This is a genomic window from Amycolatopsis sp. NPDC051071 (genome assembly GCF_040682875.1).
Lineage (GTDB): Bacteria > Actinomycetota > Actinomycetes > Mycobacteriales > Pseudonocardiaceae > Amycolatopsis.
Genome location: NZ_JBFBBY010000001.1, coordinates 136,444 through 158,913, shown reverse-complemented (window position 1 = coordinate 158,913; position 22,470 = coordinate 136,444). Strand labels below are relative to the sequence as shown.

Genomic DNA, 22,470 nt, shown 5'->3' with positions numbered 1-22,470 from the left:
CGGACTGGCGCGGTGACCACCCCCGGCTGTAAGACGGTCGCCCCCCGTTTTCGGGCTTTATCCGCCGGCCCCGAGTGACATGAGGGGTCCCCATAGGACGAAATTTGTCCTATGGGGACCCCTCATGACATGCCCGGCAGTTGTCCACAACCGGCCACGAGGGCATTGGGTCGCGGGGGCCGAGGCTTAGGTCGATGGCGGCCGCGTCCCTGACCGTGTGGATTTTGGCTCGTTGGGTGACCCGAAATCCACACGGTGCCGCCTCACCGGCCCGGTCGTGACCTGGGCGGGGTCGTGAGTGGCGAGGCCTTCAATGACTCCACCGGCCGATCAGCGGCGAAGGCCCCCTTCCGTGCGCTAGGCGCAAGGAAGGGGGCCTTCATGTACTCAGGAGCGACTCAGGAGCGACTCAGGACCGCGAGATGCGGGTCATTTCGTCGCGTTCGACGACCTTGACGCGTTCCCGGCCGTGCGGGGCGCCGAGGGATTTCTCGTGGGCGTCGAGTTTGCCCCAGCCGTCCCAGGTGGTGAAGGGGACGCCGCGTTCGGCGAGGAAGCCGAGGATCGCGTCGGGATCGTCCACGGCCGGGGTCGCGAGGTTGTCGGCGTCGGCCAGGAGGCTCGCGATCGTTTCGGCCGCGTCGCCCTTGGTGTGGCCGATGAGGCCGATGGGGCCGCGTTTGATCCAGCCGGTCACGTAGACGCCCGGGACCTGGTCCTCGTCGATGTCCAGCACCCGGCCCGCCTGGTTCGGCACGGTTCCGGTGGTGTGGTCGAACGGGATTTCCGGCAGATGCGAAGACAGGTAGCCCACAGCCCGGTAGACGGCCTGGACGTCCCAGTCGTGGAACTCCCCGGTGCCGCGCACGGTGCCGTCACCGGTCAGTTCGGTGCGCTCCGTGCGGAGCCCGGTCACCTTGCCCTCGGCGCCGACGACCTCCGACGGCGAGTGCAGGAAGTGCAGGTGCAGCCGCTTCGGCCGGTTGCCCTGGTCGCGGATCGCCCATTCCTGCAGTGTCTTCACGACCATGTCGATCTGCTTCGACGCCCGCAGGGCGGTGATGCTGCCTTCGTCGAACTCGATGTCCTCCGGGTACACGATGACCTCGACGTTCGGCGAGTGGTCCAGCTCGCGCAGCTCCAACGGCGTGAACTTCGCCTGAGCCGGGCCGCGGCGCCCGAACACGTGCACATCGGTGACCGGGCTGGCCTTGAGGCCCTGGTAGACGTTGTCCGGGATGTCGGTGGTGAGCAGCTCGTCCGCGGTCTTCGCGAGGATTCGCGCCACGTCGAGCGCCACGTTTCCGACACCGAGGACCGCGACCGACGTCGCGTTCAGCGGCCAAGTGCGTGGGACATCCGGGTGCCCGTCGTACCAGGAGACGAAGTCGGCGGCGCCGTAGCAGCCGTCGAGTTCGATGCCGGGAATGTCCAGCTGCCGGTCGGCCATGGCGCCGGTCGAGAAGATGACCGCGTCGTAGAACTGGCGCAGGTCGTCGAGTTTGAGATCGGTCCCGTAGTCCACATTGCCCAGCAGCCGGACATTCGGCTTGTCGAGCACCTTGTGCAGGGCGGTGACGATGCCCTTGATCCGCGGGTGGTCGGGCGCGACGCCGTACCGGATCAGCCCGAACGGCGCCGGCATGCGCTCGAACAGGTCGATCGTCACGTCAGCGTCGGACTTGTCGAGGATGTCGGCGGCGTAGATGCCGGCCGGACCGGCACCCACGATGGCTACACGAAGAGAACGGCTCACCCCTACCACGGTAAGTTAGGTTCCCCTAACAATCATTGTGATCTGGCGTACGGTCCACCTGCTGGGAGCGCTAAGCTGGCGGCATGCGCGTGCTCGTCGTCGACAACTACGACAGTTTTGTCTACAACCTGGTCCAGTACCTGGCCCAGCTCGGCGCCGACTGCACCGTCTGGCGCAACGACGTGGTGGAGGTCGACAAGCTCGGCGAGTTCGACGCGGTCCTCGTCTCTCCTGGCCCCGGAACCCCGGAACGTGCTGGTCAGAGCATGGATGTCATCCGCGAATGCGCCGAAGCACGGATCCCGATGCTCGGCGTCTGCCTCGGCCACCAGGCACTGGGTGTCGTCTTCGGCGCCACGGTCGACCGCGCCCCCGAACTGCTGCACGGCAAGACCAGCCTTGTCCACCATTCGGGCGCCGGAGTGCTCGCCGGACTGCCTGCGGAATTCACCGCCACGCGATACCACTCGCTGACCGTTTTGCCCGAAACCATCGACGACGCCGTGTTCGAGATCACAGGTCGGACCGACTCCGGGATCGTGATGGGCATGCGGCACCGCGAGCTGCCGCTGGAGGGCGTCCAGTTCCACCCCGAGTCCGTGCTCACCCAGGGCGGGCACCGGATGCTGGCGAACTGGATGGCGTCGGCCGGGCACCCGGTCGCCGAGGCCACGGTCAACGAACTCGAACAGGCGACCCGCGCACTGCAGAAGGCCGCCGCTGCGTGACGTCGCTGATCCGGCTCGAAGGAGTCGGTAAGCGCTACGGTCGCGGCGTTCCCGTGCTCGCCGACGTCGACCTCGACGTCCCGGCGGGCCGCGTGCTCGGCATCCTTGGCTCGAACGGCTCGGGGAAATCGACGCTGCTCAGGATTCTTGCGGCCCTCTCTCGCGAGACCGCGGGAACCGTCGTCGGCAGCCCGCGCGTCGGCTACCTGCCGGACCGCTTCCCGGCCGGACAGCGAATGAGCGCCCGGGCGTACCTGCGGCATATGGCCCGAATGGACGGATATGTCGACTTGTCGTCCATCGAGCCGCTGCTGGAGCGGTTGGCGCTGGTCGGCGGGCCGGACGCGCCTTTGCGGACCCTGTCGAAGGGCAACGCCCAGAAGGTCGGCCTCGCGCAGGCCGTCCTCGCCGAGCCGGACCTGCTGATCCTCGACGAGCCCTGGTCCGGCCTCGACGTCGAGGCGCACAACGTGCTCGGCGAGATCGTGGCCGAGACCAAGGACCGCGGCGCGAGCGTCGTCTTCACCGACCACCGCGCGGCCGCCGTGCACGCCCACGCCGACGACGTCTTCCGGATGGACGCCGGACGCCTGACCCGCGTCGAGGTCGCGGTGAAAGCCGAGACGGCGACGAGGATCGTGTTGCACGGGCCCGACGGCGATTGGGCGGCGGAACCCGGCGTCCGCCAGGCGGTGGCCGACGGCGGACGGATCGTGCTGACCGTCGAAGCCGGGCACGCCGACGCCGTCCTGCTGCGCGCGCTCAACCGGGGCTTCTCGGTCCGGGAGGTGGCGCCGTGCTCGCCATGACCCGCTACTACCTCGCGCTGCTCGGCCATTCCCAGCGCTATCTTCCCGCGATCCTCGCCTATCTCGCGCTCAACACCGTGCTCTACACGGATCCGAAGTCGCCGCTGCTGCCGCAGTACGGGATCAGCGCGGGCTCACTCCTGGTGGTCTCCTGCTGGCTGACCATCGCGATGCTCGACATCGAAGACCCGGTCCAGCGGCTGATCACCTTCAGCCACGCACGCCGCCGGCGATCGGTCCTCGGCGGTGCCACGCTGGCCGTCTTCGGCTGCGCCGTCGTGCTGACCCTCGTGACACTGGCGTGGTCGGGGATCCGGTCCGGCGGCTTCCCGATCGGCACCCTCGCCATCGGGGCGGCCACGCACCTGGTGTGCACGCTGTTCGGGATCGCGATCGGCCTGCCCTGCTCACGGCTGCTAATCCCGCGCGTCGGCTGGTCCGTGCTGGCGGCGATCTTCGCCCTCGCAGCCGTGCTCCTGGTGAAGTGGCTGCCGCTGGCCAACCCGCTGCTGCGCGCGCTGACCTCGCAACAACCGCCGGGTGGTCCGCTCGCGGTGGCCGTCGTGGCGGCGATCGCCGGACTCCTCGTGAGCGTGACGGTCGTCGGGCACCTGCTCCGCCGGAACGCCTGATGCCTCGCCTGATCGTGCTCAACGGGCCACCGGCCTGCGGAAAGTCGACGCTGGCCCGGCTGTATGCCGACGACCGTCCGCTGACGCTGAACCTCGACCGGCTCCGGAGCCTCCTCGGAGCCTGGAAGGACGACCCAGCGACGGCCGGGGTGCTCGCCCACGGCATTGCCCTGAGCGCCGCTCGTACGCACCTGACGGCCGGGTACGACGTGATCGTCCCGCAGTACCTTGGCAGCACGGACTTTCTGGAACGCCTCGAAGTTCTCGCCGACGAGACCAGCGCGGAGTTTCACGAGGTCGTCTTGCTCGACACCTTGGAGAACGTCCTTCGCCGGTTCGCCGACCGTACCCGGGTGGCGGCCGAACCCGCCCACGTCGAAGTGAACGAAATGCTGGGCGGGCCCGAGAAGCTCGCGGCGATGTACCACCGGGTCGTGGCACTCGCCGAGTCGAGACCGCAAGCCAAGATCGTCCACACCCGCGCCGGTGAGATCCAGGCGGCCTATCAGGAACTTCTCGTGGCCCTGGCATGAAAAGGCCCCGCACGAAATCGTGCGGGGCCTTTATCGGCTGTCGGCTACGGAGTCGGGAGTCCCGGGATGGTCCGTGAACTCGACGTCGGCGAAGTGTCACCCTCGATGATGAACAGCGTCACGGGTGCGTTCTTCGCGACCTTGGAACCGGCCTGCGGGTTGGTCTTGCTGACCTTGCCCGCGTCGTCCGGGTCGCCGCCCTTGTCGGCCTGCGTGTTGACGTTTCCGGTCCAGCCCAGCTGCTGCAGCTGCCGGAACGCCTGCTCCTCCGTCATGCCCTTCAGGTTCGGCATGTCGAAGGTGTCCTGGCTGCCGTCCGACACCGTCAGCTTGACCACACTGCCGACGGCGACCTTGCCGCCGTTCGGGGTCTGGTCGACCACCGTGCCCTTGGGCTCAGTGGAACTCGTCGTGGTGACCGACGTGGAGAACCCGGCCTGTTTCAGCCCGGCCTCCGCCTCTGTCTGCGTCTTGCCCTTGTAGTTCGGAACCGTCTTCAGTTCCTTGGACTTGCCGATCTTGATGTCGACCTTCGAACCCTGGTCGACGTCTGCCTGCGCGGCCGGGTTCTGCGAAAGTACCTTGCCTGCCTGGTTCGGGTCGTCGGTCTCTTCCTCGGTGACCGTACCCCGCTGCAGGCCGGCGGTGGTCAGCGCCGTCTCGGCGTCGCTCTGCGACTTGCCCTTGAGATCGGGGGTCTTGACCTTGCCCGGCTTGCCGCCGATGGTCAGCAGGATCTTCGTCGAGGTCGGCGTCATCGCGCCTTCCGGCGGGTTGATCGCGAGGACCTGGCTGATCTGGTCCTCGTCGCAGGCCATCGCACCGTTCGCGTCCGGAACACCGCAGACGACCAGCTTCACCTCTTGCGTGTTGAAGCCGGCGGTGCGCAGCGCGTCCCTTGCCGTCGCCTCGGACTGGCCGACCACCCTCGGGATCGCCTTGCTCTCCGCGCTGGTGTCCTGGAAAGCGTTGGACAGCCACATGATCAGCAGCACCACGGCCGCCAGCGAGACGACGAGGCCGGCGATCAGCCACGCGCGACGCTTCTTCTTCGCGGCGGGATCCTCGGCGTCGTCCTCGTAGTTGTCGTAACGCTGCGGAACCCGGCGGTCGGAGTCCATGACCTGGGTGCGCTCGTCCTCCGACATCACCATCGGCGCGGACGGCCGCTGGCCGGACAGCGTGCGGACCAGGTCCGAACGCATTTCCGCCGACGACTGATAGCGGTTCGCCGGACCCTTCGCGAGCGCCTTGAGCACGACGGCGTCGAGCTCGGGCGCCACGGCCGGGTTGACCGACGACGGCGGGTTCGGGTCCTCCCGCACGTGCTGGTACGCCACCGCGACCGGGGAGTCGCCGGTGAAGGGCGGTTCTCCGGTGACGAGTTCGTACAGCACGCAGCCCGCGGCGTAGACGTCGGAACGCGCGTCGACGGACTCACCGCGGGCCTGCTCCGGCGAAAGGTACTGCGCCGTGCCGATCACCGCGGCGGTCTGTGTCATCGCGGACTGGCCGTCGTGCATGGCACGCGCGATGCCGAAGTCCATCACCTTGACGGCGCCGTTCTTCGTGATCATCACGTTCGCGGGCTTGACGTCGCGGTGCACGATGCCGTGCCGGTGCGAGAAGTCCAGCGCCGCGCAGACGTCGGCCATGACCTCCATCGCCCGCTTCTGTGACATCGGTCCTTCGGTCTTCACGATGTCGCGCAGAGTCCGTCCTTCGACGAACTCCATCACGATGTAAGGCAGCGTGCCGAACTCGGTGTTCGTCTCGCCGGTGTCGTAGACGGCGACGATCGCCGGATGGTTCAGTGCCGCCGCGTTCTGTGCTTCGCGACGGAAACGTTCTTGGAACTGGGGATCCCGCGCCAGGTCGGCACGCAGGATCTTGATCGCCACCTCCCGGCCCAGGCGCACGTCGTGGCCGTGGTGGACCTCGGACATGCCTCCGTAGCCGAGCGTGTCGCCCAGCTCGTAGCGGTTGCTGAGCAGTCTTGGTGTGCTCATCTCTGCGTGCCGTTCCATTCCGTCCAAGGTGTGCTCATCATGCCTGGATTGGCCTGCCCGGCCGATTCCCCGGTGCCGCCCTCCGTCGGCACCGCGGGGTACGCGGAGGTCGGCGGCGGGCCCGCGGGTTTCTTACCCGGAAGCGGTGCCTGCTCACTCGTCTCCACGCCGCTCGGCTGTTGTTCGTTGCCCGAACCGATCAGTCTCGCGATGAGAAAGGCGCCTGCCACCAGTACTGCGAGCAGGATCACCGCGAGCAGCACCCACCAGCCCCATTGTGGCCGTTTCCCGGTGGGCAGTCGTCTGACGGCCATCGGGGGCGGGCCGGTGACGGGACGCATCGCCGGATGCGATGCCGGGCCGACCACCACCATCGGGTTCGGCGGGGAAAGCGGGCCGGGCGGTCCCTGCGGCATCACCGGCGCCTGTCCCGTCGCGTAGGCGACGTTCACCAGCCCCGACGGTGTCGGCAAGGGGAGCCCGGCGCGGACGGCGGCCACCGCGGCCGCGAATTCGCCGCCGCTGTTGTACCGCTGTCTCGGGTCCTTGATCAGGGTCGCCTCGATCACCGCGCGGGTACCCGGCGGCACGTCCGGCGGAAGCGGCGGCGGGAGGTCGCGGATATGCATCATCGCGACGGTGACCGCGTTCTCCGACAGGAACGGCCGGTGCCCGGTAAGGCATTCGTAACCGCAGACGGCCAGCGAGTAGACGTCGCTCGCCGGTTCGGCGTTATGCCCGAGCGCCTGTTCGGGGGCAATGTAGTGGGCGGTGCCCATGACCATGCCGGATCTGGTCACCGGTGCGGCGTCGGCGGCCTTCGCGACGCCGAAGTCGGTGATCTTCACCTGGCCTGCCGGGGTGACCATGATGTTGCCCGGTTTGACGTCGCGGTGCACCAGACCGGTCTCGTGCGCGGCCTGCAGTGCGTTCCCCGCCTGTTCGAGGATGTCCAAGGTGCGCTCGGCGTTCAGACGGCCTTCCCGCGAGATGATCGCGGCCAGCGGGTCACCTTCGACCAGCTCCATCACCAGGTACGCGATGGACAGCTCGTCGGCGACGGTCTCGCCGTAGTCGTGCACCGCGGCGATGCCGGGGTGGTTCAGCGACGCCGTCATCCGCGCCTCGGTCCGGAACCGGTGCAGGAACTCGGCGTCGCCGGACAGCTCCGCCTTGAGGATCTTGACCGCGACCGTCCGGTCCAGCCGGGTGTCACTGGCCTGCCAGACCTCGCCCATCCCGCCGACGGCGATCCGGTTCGTCAGCTTGTACCGGTCGGCCAGCAGCTGACCCGAGGACAGCATCCGCTATCCACCCCCGAGCATCGCGTTGACGGCGGCGCGGCCGATCTCCGCGGCCACGGTGCCACCGGTCGCTTCGAGGCCGCGGTTACCGCCGGACTCGACGATCACCGAGACGGCGATCTTCGGGTCCATCGCCGGCGCGAAGCCGGTGTACCACGCGTGCGGCGGGGTGTTCTTCGGGTCGTTGCCGTGCTCGGCGGTGCCGGTTTTGGAGGCGATCTGGATGTCGGGGCGTTTGCCCGCGCCCTTCGTGTTCTCCTCCGACGCCAGCATCATGTCGCGCAGGATCGCGGCGTTCGCACTGGACAGCGCGGCGTCACCGGTCAGCTCGGTCGGCGTCGAGTCCTCGATGGTCGACAGGTTCGGCGCCAGCAGCGACTGCACGAGCTGCGGTTTCATCGCCATGCCGTTGTTCGCGACGGTCGCCGAGAGCAGGCAATCCTGCAACGGCGTCAGCCGCACGTCACGCTGCCCGATGCCGCTCTGGAACAGCGCCGCCTTCGAGTCAAGCGGGCCGAGGCCGGAGCCGGCGACCCGCATCGGCACGGTCAGGTCCTCGCCGACGCCGAAGTTCTTCGCCGTCGCGTTCAACTTGTCCTTGCCGAGCTCGCCCGCGAGTTCGGCGAAGGGGACGTTGCAGGAGTACCGCAACGCGTCGGCGAACGTGGTGCCCTTGCACGGGGCGCCGCCGTAGTTCTCCAGCGTCGTCTGCGTGCCGGGGAGCTTCACGTTGGGCGCGGTGTTGATCTGCGTGTCCGGCTTCTTGCCGTCTTCGAGCGCGGCCGCGGCCGTGATCAGCTTGAACGTCGAACCGGGCGGGTAGGTCTCCGAGATCGCGCGGTTCAGCATCGGCTTCTTCGGGTCGTCGCGCCATCCGGACCAGGCCGCGATCTGCTCCTTGCCGACATGCGAAGCGAGCTTGTTCGGGTCGTACGAAGGCGTCGAGACCATGGCGAGGATGCGCCCGGTCTTGGGCTCCATCGCGACCACCGAGCCGGTGTAGCCCTTCTGCGTCATCAGGTCGTACGCGGCCTTCTGCACGGCCGGGTTGATCGTCAGCCGCACGTTGCCGCCACGCGGGTCGCGGCCGGTGACCATATCCGACAGGCGCCGGACGAACAGCCGGGGATCGGAGCCGTTGAGAACCTCGTCCTCGGAGCGCTCCAGCCCGCCGGAGCCGTAGTTGATCGAGTAGTAGCCGGTGACCGGCGCGTACATCGGGCCGTCGGCGTAGGTCCGGATGAACTTGTACTTGTCGTTCGACGGGTCGACCTTCGCGCGCGCGACGCCGTCGGGGGTGACGATCAGGCCGCGCTGGCGGGAGTACTCCTCGTAGAGCACGCGCAGATTGCGGGAGTCCGTGCGGTAGTCGTCGGCCTTGACCACCTGGATGTAGGTGGCATTGGCCAGCAGGAGCACCACCATGACGAGCATGGCGACGCCGACCTTGCGAAGCGGGGTGTTCACGAGGCGCTCCCCTCACCGTTCGCGGACGGCCGCTGGACCATGACCGTATGCGCTTCCGCGATCGGCGCCTGTGGCTGTTGCGGCTTCGGCCGCGCGGCGGGTTTGCGTGCGGCGTCGGAGATGCGGAGCAGGAGGGCCACCAGGATGTAGTTCGCGAGCAATGAGGAACCACCGCGGGAGAGGAACGGTGCGGTGATCCCGGTGTTCGGGATCAGGTTCGTGACGCCGCCGACGACGACGAAGATCTGCATGACGAGTGCGAACGAAAGACCACCGCCAAGGAGCTTCCCGAAGGTGTCACGGACGGCGAGGGCGCTGCGCATCCCGCGCATCGCCAGGATCAAGTACAGCATCAGCATCGCGGCGAGACCGATGAAACCGAGTTCCTCGCCGATCGCGGTGGTGATGAAGTCCGTTTTGGCCTCGGGGACCATATCCGGCCGTCCGGCGCCGAGGCCGGTCCCGCCGACGCCCCCCGTCCCGAGGCCGAACAGGCCCTGCGCGACCTGGTAGCCGCCGCCGTCGTCGTCGTAGGTGGCGAGCGGGTCGATCCAGTTCCGGACCCGCTGCTGGACGTGCGTGAACAGGTTGTAGGCGATGACGGCGCCGACGGCGAAGAAGCCGACCCCCAGCACCACCCAGATGACCCGTTCGGTGGCGACGTACAACATCACCAGCGTGACACCGAAGAACAGCAGCGACGTCCCGAGGTCCTTCTCGAAGACCAGCACGCCGAGACAGGCGGCCGCCGCGATCAGGATCGGGCCGAGGTCACGGGCACGCGGTAGCTCGACGCCGACGATCTTCTTGCCCGCGACCATGAACAGGTCGCGTTTCGTCACCAGGAATGAGGCGAAGAAGATCATCAGCAGGATCTTCGCGAACTCGCCGGGCTGGATCGAGAAGAACGGCAGCTTGATCCAGACCTTCGCGCCGTTGGACTCGGACAGGCTCGACGGCAGCACCGCGGGCAGCGCGAGCGCCACGATGCCGACCAGGCCACAGGTGTAGCCGTAGCGGGTCAGCGTGCGGTGATCGCTGATCACGATCAGCACCACCACGAACAGCACCAGCGAAATCGCCGTGAACAGCACCTGCTTGGTGACGTCCGGCGTGTACTCCTTGCCCTGCTGGACGGCGCGTTCCGCCAGCGCCAGGTCGATCCGGTGGATCATCACCAGGCCGAGGCCGTTGAGCAGCGCGACACACGGCAGGATCACCGGGTCGGCGTAGGGCGCCCAGCGGCGGACCGCGAGGTGCGCGGCCGTCAGTACCCCGAGGTAGGACAGTCCCAGCCAGATGATCGAGCTGGTGAGTTCCTGCTCCTGGTTCGCCTCCACCAGCACGAGCGCGATGGTGACGATGAACGTCGCGAACGCCAGGAGGACGAGCTCGGTTCCGCGCCGGGTGGGCAGCTCGCGCGGAGGGTTCGTGGCGAACTGGGCCGAAGCCGGATCGGCGAGCGGCGTGCTCATCAGTTACCGCCTCCTGGTGCTGCCGTGGCCGGCGTCGAGCAGTCCCTCCCCGCTGGCTGGTTCGCCGAGCTCGGCGAGGCGGGGGCAGAAGGGGGAGCCGCCGACGACGACACCGGAGGCGACGACGGAAGAGGCGTGGAAGACGAACCGCCGGCAGGCTTGCAGTCGGCCAGCTGCTTATGCGGCCGCAGGAAGTCGTCGATGTACTTGCGGGCGTCGTCGAGGGTGTCCTTCTTGACGCCGTTCTTCACCGCGATGCGCGCGTCCTCCTGGAGGGCGGGCACCAGCAGCTTGTCGGTGCACAGCCCGCCAGGCGGACAGGAGCCCTGCTCGTAGGAGTGCAGGTCGATACCAAGGATGCTGCCGGGGACGCCGCGGTAGATCACGACCTCCTCGCCGGAGCCCTCGCCGACGTAGTACTGGCTCAGCACGAAATACCGCGTGGCGATCGCCGCCGCGGCCAGCACGATCAGGACGACCACTGCTCCCGCCAGCCAGCGAAATCGCCTCCGGCGCTTGACCTTGGGGTCCTCCTGCTGGGGCTGGACCTCGGGCCGCGGCTGCGGCGACGGCTGGGTCAGCGCGCGGGCACGGGCGGCGGGGGAGTCGCCCTGGTGAAACTCGTCACTGCCGTCACCGGCGGCGCCACCCACGATGGGCGCGTCGTCGCCGAAGTCGACGTCGACGACGTCGGCGATGATCACCGTGACGTTGTCCGTGCCGCCGCCCTTGAGCGCCAGCTCGATCATCCGGTCGGCGCAGGCCTGCGGATCCGGGATCTGAATGGCCTCGGCGAGTGTCTCATCGCTGACCATGCCGGACAGGCCGTCCGAGCAGATCAGGTACCGGTCGTGGGCGCGGGCTTCCCGCACCGTCAGGCTCGGTTCGACCTCGTGCCCGGTGAGCGCCTTCAGCAGCAGCGACCGCTGCGGATGCACCGCGGCCTCTTCCGGCGTGATCCGGCCCTGTTCGAGAAGTTCGTTGACGAAGCTGTCGTCCCGCGTGATCTGCGAGAACTGGCCGCCGCGCATCAAGTACGCCCGCGAGTCGCCGACGTGCACGACACCCATCCGCGAACCGGCGAACAACACGGCGGTCAGGGTCGTGCCCATCCCGTCGAGGTCCGGGTCCTGCTGGACGAGCTCGGCGATGGCCGCGTTGCCGTTCTGGACGGCCTCGCGCAGCTGAGCGAGGAGATCGTCGCCGGGCTCGTCGTCGTCGAGCGGGGCGAGAGAGGCGACGACGACCTTGCTGGCCACTTCACCGGCGGCGTGGCCGCCCATACCGTCGGCGAGGGCGAGCAGGCGGGGACCGGCGTACACGGAGTCCTGGTTGCTGGAACGCACCAGGCCCCGGTCGCTGCGAGCCGCGTAGCGGAGGACGAGAGTCATGGGCGAAGCTCGATCACCGTTTTGCCGATCCGGATGGGGACTCCGAGCGGGACCCGGAGGGGTGCCGTGACCTTAGCCCGGTCGAGGTACGTCCCGTTCGTCGAGCCCAGATCTTCCACGTACCAATCCTCCCCGCGCAGGGCGATCCGGGCGTGCCGGGTCGACGCGTAGTCGTCATCCAGCACCAGAGTCGAGTCGTCGGCACGGCCGATGAGAATCGGCCTGCCGTCCAAGGCGATCCTGGTACCTGCCAGCGCACCATGGGTCACGAACAGCTGCTGCGGCGACTTCCCGCCGCGCGGCTTCTTGTTTTCCTTCTTCTTGCGACCGAACGTCGGGATGGCGACACGCAGCCCGGAGGCCGCGTAGAGGTCCGAGCGGACGACGCGCAACGCGGCGAACACGAAGAGCCAGAGCAGCACGAGAAAGCCCACCCTGGTGAGTTGAACGACCAGCTCTGGCACTTGTTGTGTCCGCTCCCGTGTCTCCTGTACGCCGCGGAGAGCCCCTGCTGTCCGGGATGGTCGGCTCCGAACTGCCTCGCTCTCCGCACGACCTGAAGTGCCGATCCACTCGAGGTCCCGCACCGCAATTCTGCGGTACCCCCTCCGGACGCCGCCGGTCAGCCCTGCGTACGGAATACGAGAGACGAGTGGCCGACGCGGATCACGTCGCCGTCGGCGAGCTGCCACGTCTGCACCGGCGTGCCGTTGACGGTCGTGCCGTTCGTCGAACCGATGTCCGCGAGCGTCGCGCTCTGGCCGTCCCAGGTGATCTCCAGATGACGACGCGAGACCCCGGTGTCCGGGAGCCGGAAGTCGGCGTCCTGGCCACGTCCCACGACGTTCCCACCCTGCTTCAGCGAGTACGAGCGGTTCGAGCCGTCGTCCAGCTGCAGGCTCGCCGCGAGCTGACGACCGGCCGCGGGCTGGCCACCGTAGCCGCCACCCTGCGCGTACGGGTCCGCCGCGGGCTGGCCGTAGGCCTGCTGACCGGCGCCGTACTGGTCGTAGCCGGGTTGCTGCTGCTGTCCGCCGTACTGGTCATAGCCGGGCTGCTGGGCGCCGCCGTAGCCCTGGTCGTATCCGGGCTGCTGTTGCTGCTGACCGGCGCCGTACTGGTCGTAACCTGGCTGCTGAGCGCCGCCATAACCCTGGTCGTAGCCAGGCTGCTGTCCGCCGTACTGGTCATAGCCGGGCTGCTGGGCGCCGCCGTAGCCCTGGTCGTATCCGGGCTGTTGCTGCTGCTGACCGGCGCCGTACTGGTCGTACCCGGGTTGCTGAGCGCCGCCATAACCCTGGTCGTAGCCGCCCTGCTGCTGGCCGCCATAACCCTGGTCGTACCCGGGCTGCTGCTGGCCAGCCTGCTGTCCGTAGCCGTACTGGCCCTGCTGGCCGTACGGGTCACCCTGGTCGTATTGGCCGTAGCCGGGGGGCTGGCTCATTGCTGGGTCTCCTGCGTTGCTGGGTCGTGCCGACCGTGACGGACCTTCGGCGCCATGGGGAGTGACGTCGGGATCGACGGACGAACGGGTCTTGAACTGTCCAGTATGCAGCGCCTCGTTGCGCTCGAGCGAAACTACGACGTCACCATAGGTGTCCCAACCGTGCTCGGCGAGGTGTTCCTTGACCGCCTCCGCCAACACCGACGTGACCCGTCGCTCGTCTCCGGCCATGCGCTCGTGATCAGCCTGCCCCAACGACACGATGTAGTGGTTGGGAGCGAGCTGTCGACCACCGGCCAGCTCACGAACGTTCTCCTCGCTCTCGCGCTCAAGCGCCACCGCCACTTCCTGAGTGACGACGTTGCCACCGAACATGCGCGCGAAGGTATTGCCCACGAGGTTCTCGAGCCGCCTATCAAAGCGCTCCACGCGGCCCACCGGGCAACCTCCTCACACTTGTGCTTCCCCTGCGATCCTATCCGGGTCCGGCCAGTCGGACACGGCCCCCGGTGAAACCCGTGAATCCTCCCTGCTACGCTTTGCGAGCTGTCAGAGAATGAAGCACTCGGGCGAGTGGCGGAATGGCAGACGCGCACGGTTCAGGTCCGTGTGTCCGAAAGGACGTGAGGGTTCAACTCCCTCCTCGCCCACTCTTGTTCGAAGGCCCCTTCGCTCCGCGATGGGGCCTTCTTTCGTTTCGGCCTCGGGCCTGGCGGCCCTGGCCGTTGGGCGAAGGCGGCGTAAGACGGGCCCCAGGTTCGACTCTTGCACACGTTTGTGCTGGTTGTTGCGCAGACGCAGCCGGTATATTTTCTGGCATGTTTTCCTACCCTCTGGCCGAGGACGTCCTGCAAGACCTTGGCGACAAGGTCGTCGGTGCTCTGGTCGACGCCACAAGCGCGGCCAGGACCGACTTGGCCGAGTATCGCGATGCCTTCCCCAGCTGGGTCGCGGACAGTAGCGACCGCGGGCTGTCGAACTGGATACACGATCGTCTTTGGGCGCACCTGCGCCGAGGTCTCACTGACATCGATTCGGTCGAGCTGCTGGACCAGGGCGTGACGCGCGAAGTCGCTGTCGGTCTCCGCTACCGCGCTCGCGTGAAGCGACACACAGGTCGAGATCGCATCAGGTCATACGCCACGAAATCCGCACTGGCCTTCTGGGCGCAGTCCGAGACTCTGGAAGGATTGGAGGAGGTCCGCCTGGGCTTCGGTTATCGCTGGGATTCCGAGGAGCGAGTGATCGGCGGCACAATCGTCTCCCTGCGCGACGGGTTGGACAAAGATGCGATCTGGGCTGTTGAGGTAGATGCTGAGGCGTCCGGCGCCGAGGGCACGGAAATCACCTGGACTCCCGTGGATCCTTCGCTGCCCCAGATCGACCTGTACGAGGCCACGGCCCGAGACGAGGAGGACGAAGCGACGTGAGTGGAATCGGCGACGTGCTGGAAACACTTCGCCGCGCCCGCGGTCTGACGCAGGCGGATCTGTGTGCCATGGCCGAGGTTACGCAGGCAGCGTTGTCCCGTTACGAGAACGATCAACGTATGCCTGATGACGACGTGATGAACCGGCTCGCGCTGTCCTTGGGCGTGTCGACGCGCTTCCTGACGCGGGATCATGCAGTTCGGGGTGCGCTCGCGGTGGACGCGCACATGAGGCGTCAACGAACGACCAAAGCTTCCGCGTGGCGGAAGCTGGAAGCGCGGCTGAACGCGTACCGGTTGCACGTGTCTGTGCTGTTCGAGGAGGTGTCGATGAGGGCGGAGCAGTCGGTCCCGACGTTTGATCCGATCGATACGACTCCGGCGCAGGCGGCGCTGATGGTGCGTGCTCAGTGGAGGCTGCCGATCGGACCGGTGCGACACCTGGTCCGATGGCTTGAGGCCGCTGGCTGCGTGATCCTGGAAGAGGACTTCGGCACCTCTCGTATCGACGGGCTTTCCCAATGGGTCGGCGATCACCCCGTGTTGCTGGTCAACGCGGCCGCCCCGGTCGATCGCAAACGGCTGACCTTGGCTCACGAGCTCGGTCATCTCGTGCTCCACAACGGAGTCGCGACCGAGGAGCCCGAACGGGAAGCCAGCGAATTCGCGGCGGAGTTTTTGATGCCCGCTCACGTGATCAAGCCGGATCTCCGTCCTGTGACGCTCGGACACCTACGAGACATGAAGCGAGTCTGGGGAGTCTCGATGCAAGCGCTCTTCGAGCGTGCTTACTCGCTCAGGCAGGTTTCGGCGACAGATCGTACGAGCTTCTACAAGTCCATGAACGCTCGCGGATGGAAGACCGCTGAACCGGACAGTGATCGTCTGGCGCCGGAGATTCCGCAGCTCGTCACAGCGATCGGCGATACGTTGCGAGCCAAAGGTCTCACCGATGGAGAGATCGCTGAGCTGGCCGGCTTCTCAGAAGACTCTGCCGACAACCCGTTCGCGCGACCAACGCGACGCTTGCAAGCGGTTTGATGAAGGCGGCGTAAGACGGGCCCCAGTGGATCCATGTCCACCGGGGCCCGTGCGTGTTCTGGGGGTCAGTTCACGCCGACGAGGTCGACGACGAAGATCAGGGTTTCGTTCGGCTTGATGACACCGCCGGCACCACGTTCACCATAAGCGAGATGCGGCGGGATGACCAGCTGACGACGGCCGCCGACCTTCATCCCCGCGACACCCTGGTCCCAGCCGGGAATGACCTGGCCGCCGCCGAGGCCGAAGCGCAGCGGCTCGCCGCGGTCCCACGACGCGTCGAACTGGTCGCCGGTCGAATGCGAGACACCGACGTAGTGCACCGAAACGGTGTCACCGGCCTTCGCCTCCTTGCCATCGCCGACGGTCAGGTCGGTGGTCACCAGGTCGGCGGGCGCGGCGCCCTCCGGACGGTCGATCTGAGGCTTTTCCAAAGGCATGCCCAGGAAGATACGTGAAGCGAAGCTTCTTCGCCGAGGGCGTCGGCGGGGAAGAAGGGGGAGTACATTCGCTGGTCCTGGGTCCGCGGGGCGAGTGTTCCGCCGAACGGTGGCAAGAACGCGAATAGTCTTCACAAATTCGGATACCCGTGGGTAGTGTGCGCCTCGTCACTCTCCGACGACGGAGGTCTTTCATGCGACGAGGCATACGGGTCCTGACGACATTGGCGGGGTTGACGCTGGTGGCGGGCACCGTTCCGGCAGTACAGGCGAACGCGGCGGAACCCCAGGCGGACTCCGTCGTGGCGGCCGCCCTCGACGACTACTGCGGCGGCCAGTGCGGCGACATCCTGCCGCCCGGCACCAAGGGGAACGCCACTCTCGCCGAAATCCTGGCGCACAAGGCGTTGGGCACCCGTCCCGCGCACTCGGCCGATCAGCTCGGCAAGTACGCCTCGCTCGCCGACGGCTACAAGACGCTGACCACCGACAAGATCAACCAGTTCTTCAACGACTCCTCGTTCGGCGTCCCGTCCGGTCAGGTCGAGAGTTCGATCAAACCGCGCTCGGACGTCACGATCACCCGTGACAAGGCGACCGGCGTTCCCCGCATCGTCGGCACGACGCGGCCGGGCACGATGTACGGCGCCGGGTACGCCGCCGCGCAGGACCGCCTGTGGCTGATGGACATCATGCGCCGCGTCGGCCGCGGCCAGCTGACCTCATACGCCGGTGGTGCACAGGGCAACCGTGAACTCGAACAGAGTTTCTTCGCCTCCGCGCCGTACACCGAGCCGGAGTTGCAGAAGCAGATCGACAACGCCGCGGCGAGTGGCCCGCGTGGTGCGCAGGGCAAGGCCGACGCCGAGGCCTACGTCCAGGGCGTCAACAAGTACATCTCCGATTCGCACAGTGGCCGCTACTTCCCCGGCGAGTACGTCCTCACCGGGCACGTCGACGCGATCACCAACGCCGGGACCATCGACCCGTTCAAGCTGACCGACCTCGTCGTGCTCGCCGCGGTGGTCGGCGCGCAGTTCGGCGCGGGCGGTGGCGGTGAGGTGCAGAACGCCATCGCGAAGATGGCGATGCAGGAGAAGTACGGACTGGAGCAGGGCGACAAGGTCTGGAAGAGCCTCCGTTCCGAGGACGACCCCGAGGCCGTCAAGACCCTCCACAATGGACAGAACTTCGACTACGGTAAAGCGCCGGCGAATCCGCAGGGCGCCGCGATACCGGACAAGGGATCGGTTTCCGGCCAGCAACTGGTCTTCGACCCGACCGGTTCCGCCGGGACGGCGACACCCGCCAAGGTGGACGTCCCCGCACCCGCAGACCAGAAGGCCGTCCGCGGCATCTTCGACAACGGCGTCCTCCCCGGCAATCTCCTGTCCGAGAAGCACGGCATGTCCAACGCGCTGGTCGTCTCCGGCGCCAAGACCGCGAGCGGGCATCCGGTCGCCGTCTTCGGCCCGCAGGCCGGCTACTTCGCGCCGCAATTGCTGATGCTGCAAGAACTCCAAGGCCCTGGCATCAGCGCCCGCGGCGCCTCCTTCGCGGGCATCAGCATGTATGTGCTGCTCGGCCGCGGCAAGGACTACTCGTGGAGCGCGACGTCGGCGTCGCAGGACATCACCGACACCTACGCCGTCGAACTGTGTGAGCAAAACGGTTCCGCGCCGACGAAAAACTCCACTTTCTACAAGTTCCGCGGCCAGTGCCTGCCGTTCGACGTCGTCGAGCGCAAGAACGCCTGGAAGCCCACGATCGCCGACGGGACCGCCGAAGGTTCCTACACCCTGCGTAGTTTCCGCACGAAGTACGGCCCGGTGTCGAGCCGGGCGCTGGTCGGCGGCAAACCGGTGGCGTACGCGTCACTGCGGTCGACGTTCCAGCATGAGATCGACACGATCATCGGCTTCCAGAAGTTCAACGACCCGGACGCGATCAAGTCCGCGCGGGACTTCCAGATCGCGGCGGCCGACGTCAACCAGACCTACAACTGGTTTTACGCCGACTCCCGTGACGTCGCGTACTTCAACTCCGGCTCGAACCCGGTCCGGAACCCGAACGTCGACCCGGCCATGCCGGTGAAGGCCGACGCCGGCTTCGACTGGCAGGGCTGGAATCCCGAGGGCAACCTCGCGAACTACACGCCGTCCTCGCAGCATCCGCAGTCGATCAACCAGGACTACTACATCAGCTGGAACAACGCCCAGGCAGGCGGCTATGCGGCCAGCGGCGCGGACAAGAGTTCCGTGCACCGCGGCGATCTGATCGACGCGCGGGTCAAAAAGCTGGTCTCCAGCGGCACCAGGGTGACGCGGGTGAACCTCACGCAGGCCATGGAGGAGGCGGCACTCGCCGACCTCCGCGCGGAGAAGGTGCTGCCGGAACTGTTCAAGGTGATCGACAAGGCACCCGTGACCGGTCCGGCCGCGGACGCGGTGGCGAAGCTGAAGACGTGGCTCGCCGCGGGCGGACTGCGCTCGGAGACCTCACCCGGCAGCAAGGCCTACGCGAACGCCGACGCGATCCGCGTCATGGACGCCTGGTGGCCGCTGCTGGTCAACGCCCAGTTCAAACCCGGCATGGGTGACGCCGCCTACGCCGCCATGGTGGGTGTGCTGAAGATCAACGAATCGCCGTCCGGATGGCAGAACGAGGTGCCCGGCAAACACGTCGGCCAGTCGCACGCCGGTTCGTCGTACCAGTCGGGCTGGTGGGGCTACGTCCACAAGGACATCCGGTCGGTCCTCGGGGAAAACGTCGCCGGACCGCTGGGCGCGAAATACTGCGGTGGCGGCGACGTCAACGCCTGCCGTCAGATCCTGCTCGACTCGCTGACGCAGGCGGCCGCGCAGCCAGCCAACACCGTGTACCCGGGTGACGGCGACTGCGCCGCGGGTGACCAGTGGTGCGCCGACACGATCATCCACCGGGCACTCGGCGGGATCACGCAGGACAAGATGAGCACCCAGAACCGGCCGACGTTCCAGCAGGTCGTCGAGTTCCCGGCGAAGCGCGGCGACAACATCGCCAACCTCGCCACCGGCCGGTCGGTCAGCGCGAGCAGTCACGAAACCGGCTGGTACAACTCGCCGCCGTCCAACGCGATCGACGGCGACTCCTCGACCCGCTGGGCGAGTGACTGGAGCGACAACCAGTCGATCACCGTCGACCTCGGCTCGGTGCGGCCCGTCTCCCGCGTGGTCCTGCGGTGGGAATCCGCGTACGGGAAGGCGTACAAGGTGCAGGTCTCGTCCGATGGGACGAACTGGCGGGACGCGGCGTCCATAGCGGACGGCGACGGTGGACAGGACAATGTCGCCTTCGACGCCACGGATGGCCGTTATGTACGGATGGCCGGAGTTCAGCGCGGCACGAAGTACGGCTACTCCCTCTACGAATTCGAGGTGTACGCCCACTAGCGAGGACACGGTTTACGGTGGCGGGGTGAACACGAACGACTGGTCACCCCGCACCCTCGCCGTCGCGGCCGGCCGCCCCGAGGGCCCCGGCGAACCACTGAACGTGCCGATCGTCGCGGCCAGCACCTTCGACGCCGGCGCCGATCGCGCGTATTCACGCGAGAACGGCACGCCGACCTGGGAAGCACTGGAGGCCGCGATCGGCGCGCTCGAAGGCGGGCACGCCACCGCGTTCGCCTCGGGGATCGCGACACTCAGCGCGGTGGTGGACACGCTGCGAGTCGGCGCGAAGGTCTGCGTCCCGACGTTCAGTTACGCGGGCTCGCGCGGCCTGCTCGCGCACGCGCACCGGACCGGCCGTCTGGTGGTCACCGAGATCGCGCCGGACGACACGGACGCGTGGGTCGCCGCCGCGGACGCCGACCTGCTCTGGCTCGAATCCCCGACCAACCCCACCCTCGACGTCATCGACATCGAGACGATCGCCGCCGCCGCGAACGGCCTGGTCGCCGTGGACAACACGTTCGCCACCCCGCTCGGGCAGCGGCCACTCGAACTCGGCGCGGACATCGTCGTGCACAGCGCGACGAAACTCATCGGCGGCCACAGCGACCTGCTGCTCGGCCTGACCGTCGCGGCCGACGAAGCCGTCGCGAAGGACCTGCGCGACGCGCGCACCAGGATGGGTGCGACGCCGGGAGCCCTCGAAGCGTGGCTGGCCCTGCGTGGCCTGCGGACGCTGCCGGTCCGGCTGGCCGAGCAGACCCGCACGGCCGCGCTGCTGGCGGCGCGGTTGCTGGACCACCCCGCGATCACCCGGGTGCGTTATCCCGGCTCCGGCACGATGATCGCCTTCGAACTCCCGGACGCCGAGACCGCCGACAAGGTCATCGGTTCGCTGCGGCTGATCCGCGCGGCCACCAGCCTCGGCGGGGTGGAGAGCCTGGTCGAGCGGCGGGCGTGGCTGGCAGGCGACGCGCATGTGCCCGCCGGGCTGGTCCGGTTCAGTGTCGGGCTGGAAGATCCGGAAGATCTCTGGACGGATCTGACCTCGGCGCTCGGGTAGCGCCTTAACCTGGTCGTGTGGAGGAAACAAGACAGCCTCGGACGCTCGGCCGGTTGCTGTGGGGCCTGTTCTGGCTACTGGTGATCGGCTTCCTCGCGCTGGTCGCCGTCGGCCTGCTGGCCGAACTCGCGGCGATCGTCTGCCCGGACGACAAGGTCTGGGTCTGCACCCCCGAGAACCGGACCTTCGCCACCTTCATCCCCGCGATCGGGTTCGGCGTCGGACTCCTGGTCGCGGCCGTCGGTGGGGGCCGGGCGGTGCGACGGCGGACGTCCCCAGGGCCGTGGCTGCTCGGTTCGGGTCTTCTCGGCGCGATCTCCGTCGGCGTGGCCCTGTTCCTGGTGTTCTAATCGTGATCTTGGTGTTGCTGAGCACCGATCTGCCGCTCGTGGCGGTCAATACTTCACCAATGGGTACTCCGAACGCGTGAATCAACGGCCAGAGGGTGACACACCGCGAGCAGGCGAGCGCGTAAATGCACCAGGTCGAAGTGAGGATTCGCAGGAAGACAGCGATTCGGCCACGGAAACCGGCGGTTTCGCGACGTCCGGCGGAAGAGGAAAAATGCTTCCGCAAGGCAACCGTTCCGGCCGTATGGGTGTTAACATTCCTTCGTCGCCGCGAGGATTTCCCCTCTGCTGAGCGCCTTCCGGGCCCTTGTATCGAGTGGGCACCTTCTACTGTTACCGGTTTTCCCAGTGGTTCTTGTCACCGCTTATCGGCTATTGAGACCGGTGATTTTCCGGCAGTATCGCGCTGTCACCCGAAAGTGGGATTTTCCCTCGGGTGGCCGCAGGGTGGGGGTCACCGTGCGTTGCGATACTTTCCACTGGGAGATCACTTTGAAGAAGACGTTGGGCCGCCTCGCGGGCGCGGTGCTGGCCGGCGCCGTCATCTCGCTGGCCGTGACGCCTGCCGCTTCGGCGCAGGACGAAACGACGACGACTCCTCCGGTCTCGTCCGAGACGTCGTCCTCCGCTCCGGCGGAGCCGTCCTACTCTGGCGGTCCGGTGACCACGGCCTCGACCGAGCCGAGCACTCCGGGCTCGTCGTCGCAGCAGCCGACTTCGACCAGCGGCAAGCCGACTTCCGGCAAGCCGTCGCCGACCTCCACCTCGGAGAAGCCGACCACTCCGCCGGAGGAGCCCTACGTCGACAACGTCGGCGCGGGCTACATCGGTGACAACGGTGTCGGCGCGCTGGTCATCGCCTGCGAGTCGGGCGAGCCGTCGAACGTTTCGGCGCCGGACTTCGACACCCTGTACAGCAACCAGGCCGAGGACGACGGCCGCTACTGGGTCTACATCGTGAAGGTGAAGAAGTCCTTCAAGGGCAACGCCAGCACCTTCACCTGGACCTGTGACGGCAAGGCGGGCAAGGGCGACATCGAGTTCGAGTCGGCCATCGGCGGCGGCGCGGGCACCCCGGGTACCCCTGGCAAGCCGGAGAAGCAGGTCAAGTACGCCCCCAAGGGCGGCATCGAGACCGGTTTCGGCGCCACCGCGGCCTGATCGA

General features: G+C 67.5%; 19 protein-coding genes and 1 tRNA gene. 11 read left to right on the top strand and 9 right to left on the bottom strand.

Translation table 11 applies throughout. The features are described from left to right. Window positions 1–409: 409 nt before the first annotated feature. Window positions 410–1,729: an FAD-dependent oxidoreductase gene (locus tag AB0M65_RS00760; protein ID WP_364019273.1), complete on the bottom strand. Its 1,320-nt coding sequence runs from the start codon at window positions 1,727–1,729 to the stop codon at window positions 410–412. Window positions 1,730–1,839: 110 nt separating this feature from the next. Here AB0M65_RS00760 and AB0M65_RS00755 point away from each other — a divergent pair, with 110 nt between their 5' ends. Genes AB0M65_RS00755 through AB0M65_RS00740 form a run of 4 tightly spaced genes read left to right on the top strand, consistent with a single transcriptional unit; the run spans window position 1,840 to window position 4,458 of the window. Next, entirely contained in the window at window positions 1,840–2,484 is a 645-nt protein-coding gene (locus AB0M65_RS00755; RefSeq protein WP_364019249.1) for an aminodeoxychorismate/anthranilate synthase component II, read from the top strand. Further along, window positions 2,481–3,293 (top strand): ATP-binding cassette domain-containing protein, encoded by an 813-nt coding sequence (locus tag AB0M65_RS00750; RefSeq protein ID WP_364019246.1) that lies wholly within the window; start codon window positions 2,481–2,483, stop codon window positions 3,291–3,293. Before AB0M65_RS00755 ends, AB0M65_RS00750 begins: the two co-directional genes overlap by 4 nt. Then, entirely contained in the window at window positions 3,281–3,925 is a 645-nt protein-coding gene (locus AB0M65_RS00745; RefSeq protein WP_364019243.1) for a hypothetical protein, read from the top strand. Before AB0M65_RS00750 ends, AB0M65_RS00745 begins: the two co-directional genes overlap by 13 nt. Further along, window positions 3,925–4,458 (top strand): AAA family ATPase, encoded by a 534-nt coding sequence (locus tag AB0M65_RS00740; protein WP_364019240.1) that lies wholly within the window; start codon window positions 3,925–3,927, stop codon window positions 4,456–4,458. Before AB0M65_RS00745 ends, AB0M65_RS00740 begins: the two co-directional genes overlap by 1 nt. Before the next feature lie 44 nt (window positions 4,459–4,502). Here AB0M65_RS00740 and pknB read toward each other — a convergent pair whose 3' ends face one another. From pknB to AB0M65_RS00705, 7 genes are all read right to left on the bottom strand, one after another. After that, window positions 4,503–6,467, bottom strand: a complete 1,965-nt coding sequence (gene pknB / locus AB0M65_RS00735; protein WP_364019270.1) for a Stk1 family PASTA domain-containing Ser/Thr kinase — start codon at window positions 6,465–6,467, stop codon at window positions 4,503–4,505. Then, window positions 6,464–7,771 (bottom strand): serine/threonine-protein kinase, encoded by a 1,308-nt coding sequence (locus AB0M65_RS00730; protein WP_364019237.1) that lies wholly within the window; start codon window positions 7,769–7,771, stop codon window positions 6,464–6,466. The genes pknB and AB0M65_RS00730 overlap by 4 nt, the downstream gene beginning before the upstream one ends. Before the next feature lie 3 nt (window positions 7,772–7,774). Further along, a complete protein-coding gene (locus AB0M65_RS00725) occupies window positions 7,775–9,238 on the bottom strand; it encodes a penicillin-binding protein 2 (RefSeq protein WP_364019234.1) in 1,464 nt (487 codons plus the stop codon). Further along, window positions 9,235–10,713: an FtsW/RodA/SpoVE family cell cycle protein gene (locus tag AB0M65_RS00720; protein ID WP_364019231.1), complete on the bottom strand. Its 1,479-nt coding sequence runs from the start codon at window positions 10,711–10,713 to the stop codon at window positions 9,235–9,237. Before AB0M65_RS00720 ends, AB0M65_RS00725 begins: the two co-directional genes overlap by 4 nt. Further along, window positions 10,713–12,104, bottom strand: coding sequence for a PP2C family serine/threonine-protein phosphatase (locus AB0M65_RS00715; protein WP_364019229.1), 1,392 nt, complete (start codon window positions 12,102–12,104; stop codon window positions 10,713–10,715). Before AB0M65_RS00715 ends, AB0M65_RS00720 begins: the two co-directional genes overlap by 1 nt. Beyond that, on the bottom strand, window positions 12,101–12,568 hold the full coding sequence (locus AB0M65_RS00710; protein WP_364019228.1) for an FHA domain-containing protein: 468 nt from the start codon (window positions 12,566–12,568) through the stop codon (window positions 12,101–12,103). Before AB0M65_RS00710 ends, AB0M65_RS00715 begins: the two co-directional genes overlap by 4 nt. 158 nt (window positions 12,569–12,726) lie before the next feature. Next, entirely contained in the window at window positions 12,727–13,986 is a 1,260-nt protein-coding gene (locus AB0M65_RS00705) for a DUF3662 and FHA domain-containing protein (protein WP_364019226.1), read from the bottom strand. Between the two features lie 129 nt (window positions 13,987–14,115). Between AB0M65_RS00705 and AB0M65_RS00700 the strand changes: the two genes are divergently transcribed. The 3 genes from AB0M65_RS00700 to AB0M65_RS00690 all read left to right on the top strand — a co-directional run bounded on the left by AB0M65_RS00700 (window position 14,116) and on the right by AB0M65_RS00690 (window position 16,018). Continuing rightward, a tRNA-Leu gene (locus AB0M65_RS00700) sits at window positions 14,116–14,198 on the top strand. Window positions 14,199–14,366: 168 nt separating this feature from the next. Further along, the gene (locus AB0M65_RS00695) at window positions 14,367–14,978 is read left to right on the top strand and encodes a hypothetical protein (RefSeq protein ID WP_364019224.1); all 612 of its coding nucleotides are present in this window, start codon (window positions 14,367–14,369) and stop codon (window positions 14,976–14,978) included. After that, window positions 14,975–16,018 (top strand): XRE family transcriptional regulator, encoded by a 1,044-nt coding sequence (locus tag AB0M65_RS00690; protein ID WP_364019221.1) that lies wholly within the window; start codon window positions 14,975–14,977, stop codon window positions 16,016–16,018. The genes AB0M65_RS00695 and AB0M65_RS00690 overlap by 4 nt, the downstream gene beginning before the upstream one ends. A 65-nt stretch (window positions 16,019–16,083) precedes the next feature. Here AB0M65_RS00690 and AB0M65_RS00685 read toward each other — a convergent pair whose 3' ends face one another. Then, window positions 16,084–16,458: an FKBP-type peptidyl-prolyl cis-trans isomerase gene (locus tag AB0M65_RS00685; protein WP_364019218.1), complete on the bottom strand. Its 375-nt coding sequence runs from the start codon at window positions 16,456–16,458 to the stop codon at window positions 16,084–16,086. 194 nt (window positions 16,459–16,652) lie between these two features. Between AB0M65_RS00685 and AB0M65_RS00680 the strand changes: the two genes are divergently transcribed. From AB0M65_RS00680 to AB0M65_RS00665, 4 genes are all read left to right on the top strand, one after another. Then, the gene (locus tag AB0M65_RS00680; RefSeq protein WP_364019215.1) at window positions 16,653–19,889 is read left to right on the top strand and encodes a penicillin acylase family protein; all 3,237 of its coding nucleotides are present in this window, start codon (window positions 16,653–16,655) and stop codon (window positions 19,887–19,889) included. A 25-nt stretch (window positions 19,890–19,914) separates the two neighbouring features. After that, window positions 19,915–20,955: a PLP-dependent transferase gene (locus AB0M65_RS00675; RefSeq protein WP_364019212.1), complete on the top strand. Its 1,041-nt coding sequence runs from the start codon at window positions 19,915–19,917 to the stop codon at window positions 20,953–20,955. Between the two features lie 17 nt (window positions 20,956–20,972). Further along, entirely contained in the window at window positions 20,973–21,305 is a 333-nt protein-coding gene (locus tag AB0M65_RS00670; RefSeq protein ID WP_364019209.1) for a hypothetical protein, read from the top strand. 492 nt (window positions 21,306–21,797) lie between these two features. Further along, a complete protein-coding gene (locus tag AB0M65_RS00665) occupies window positions 21,798–22,466 on the top strand; it encodes a hypothetical protein (protein WP_364019206.1) in 669 nt (222 codons plus the stop codon). Window positions 22,467–22,470 lie beyond the last annotated feature (4 nt).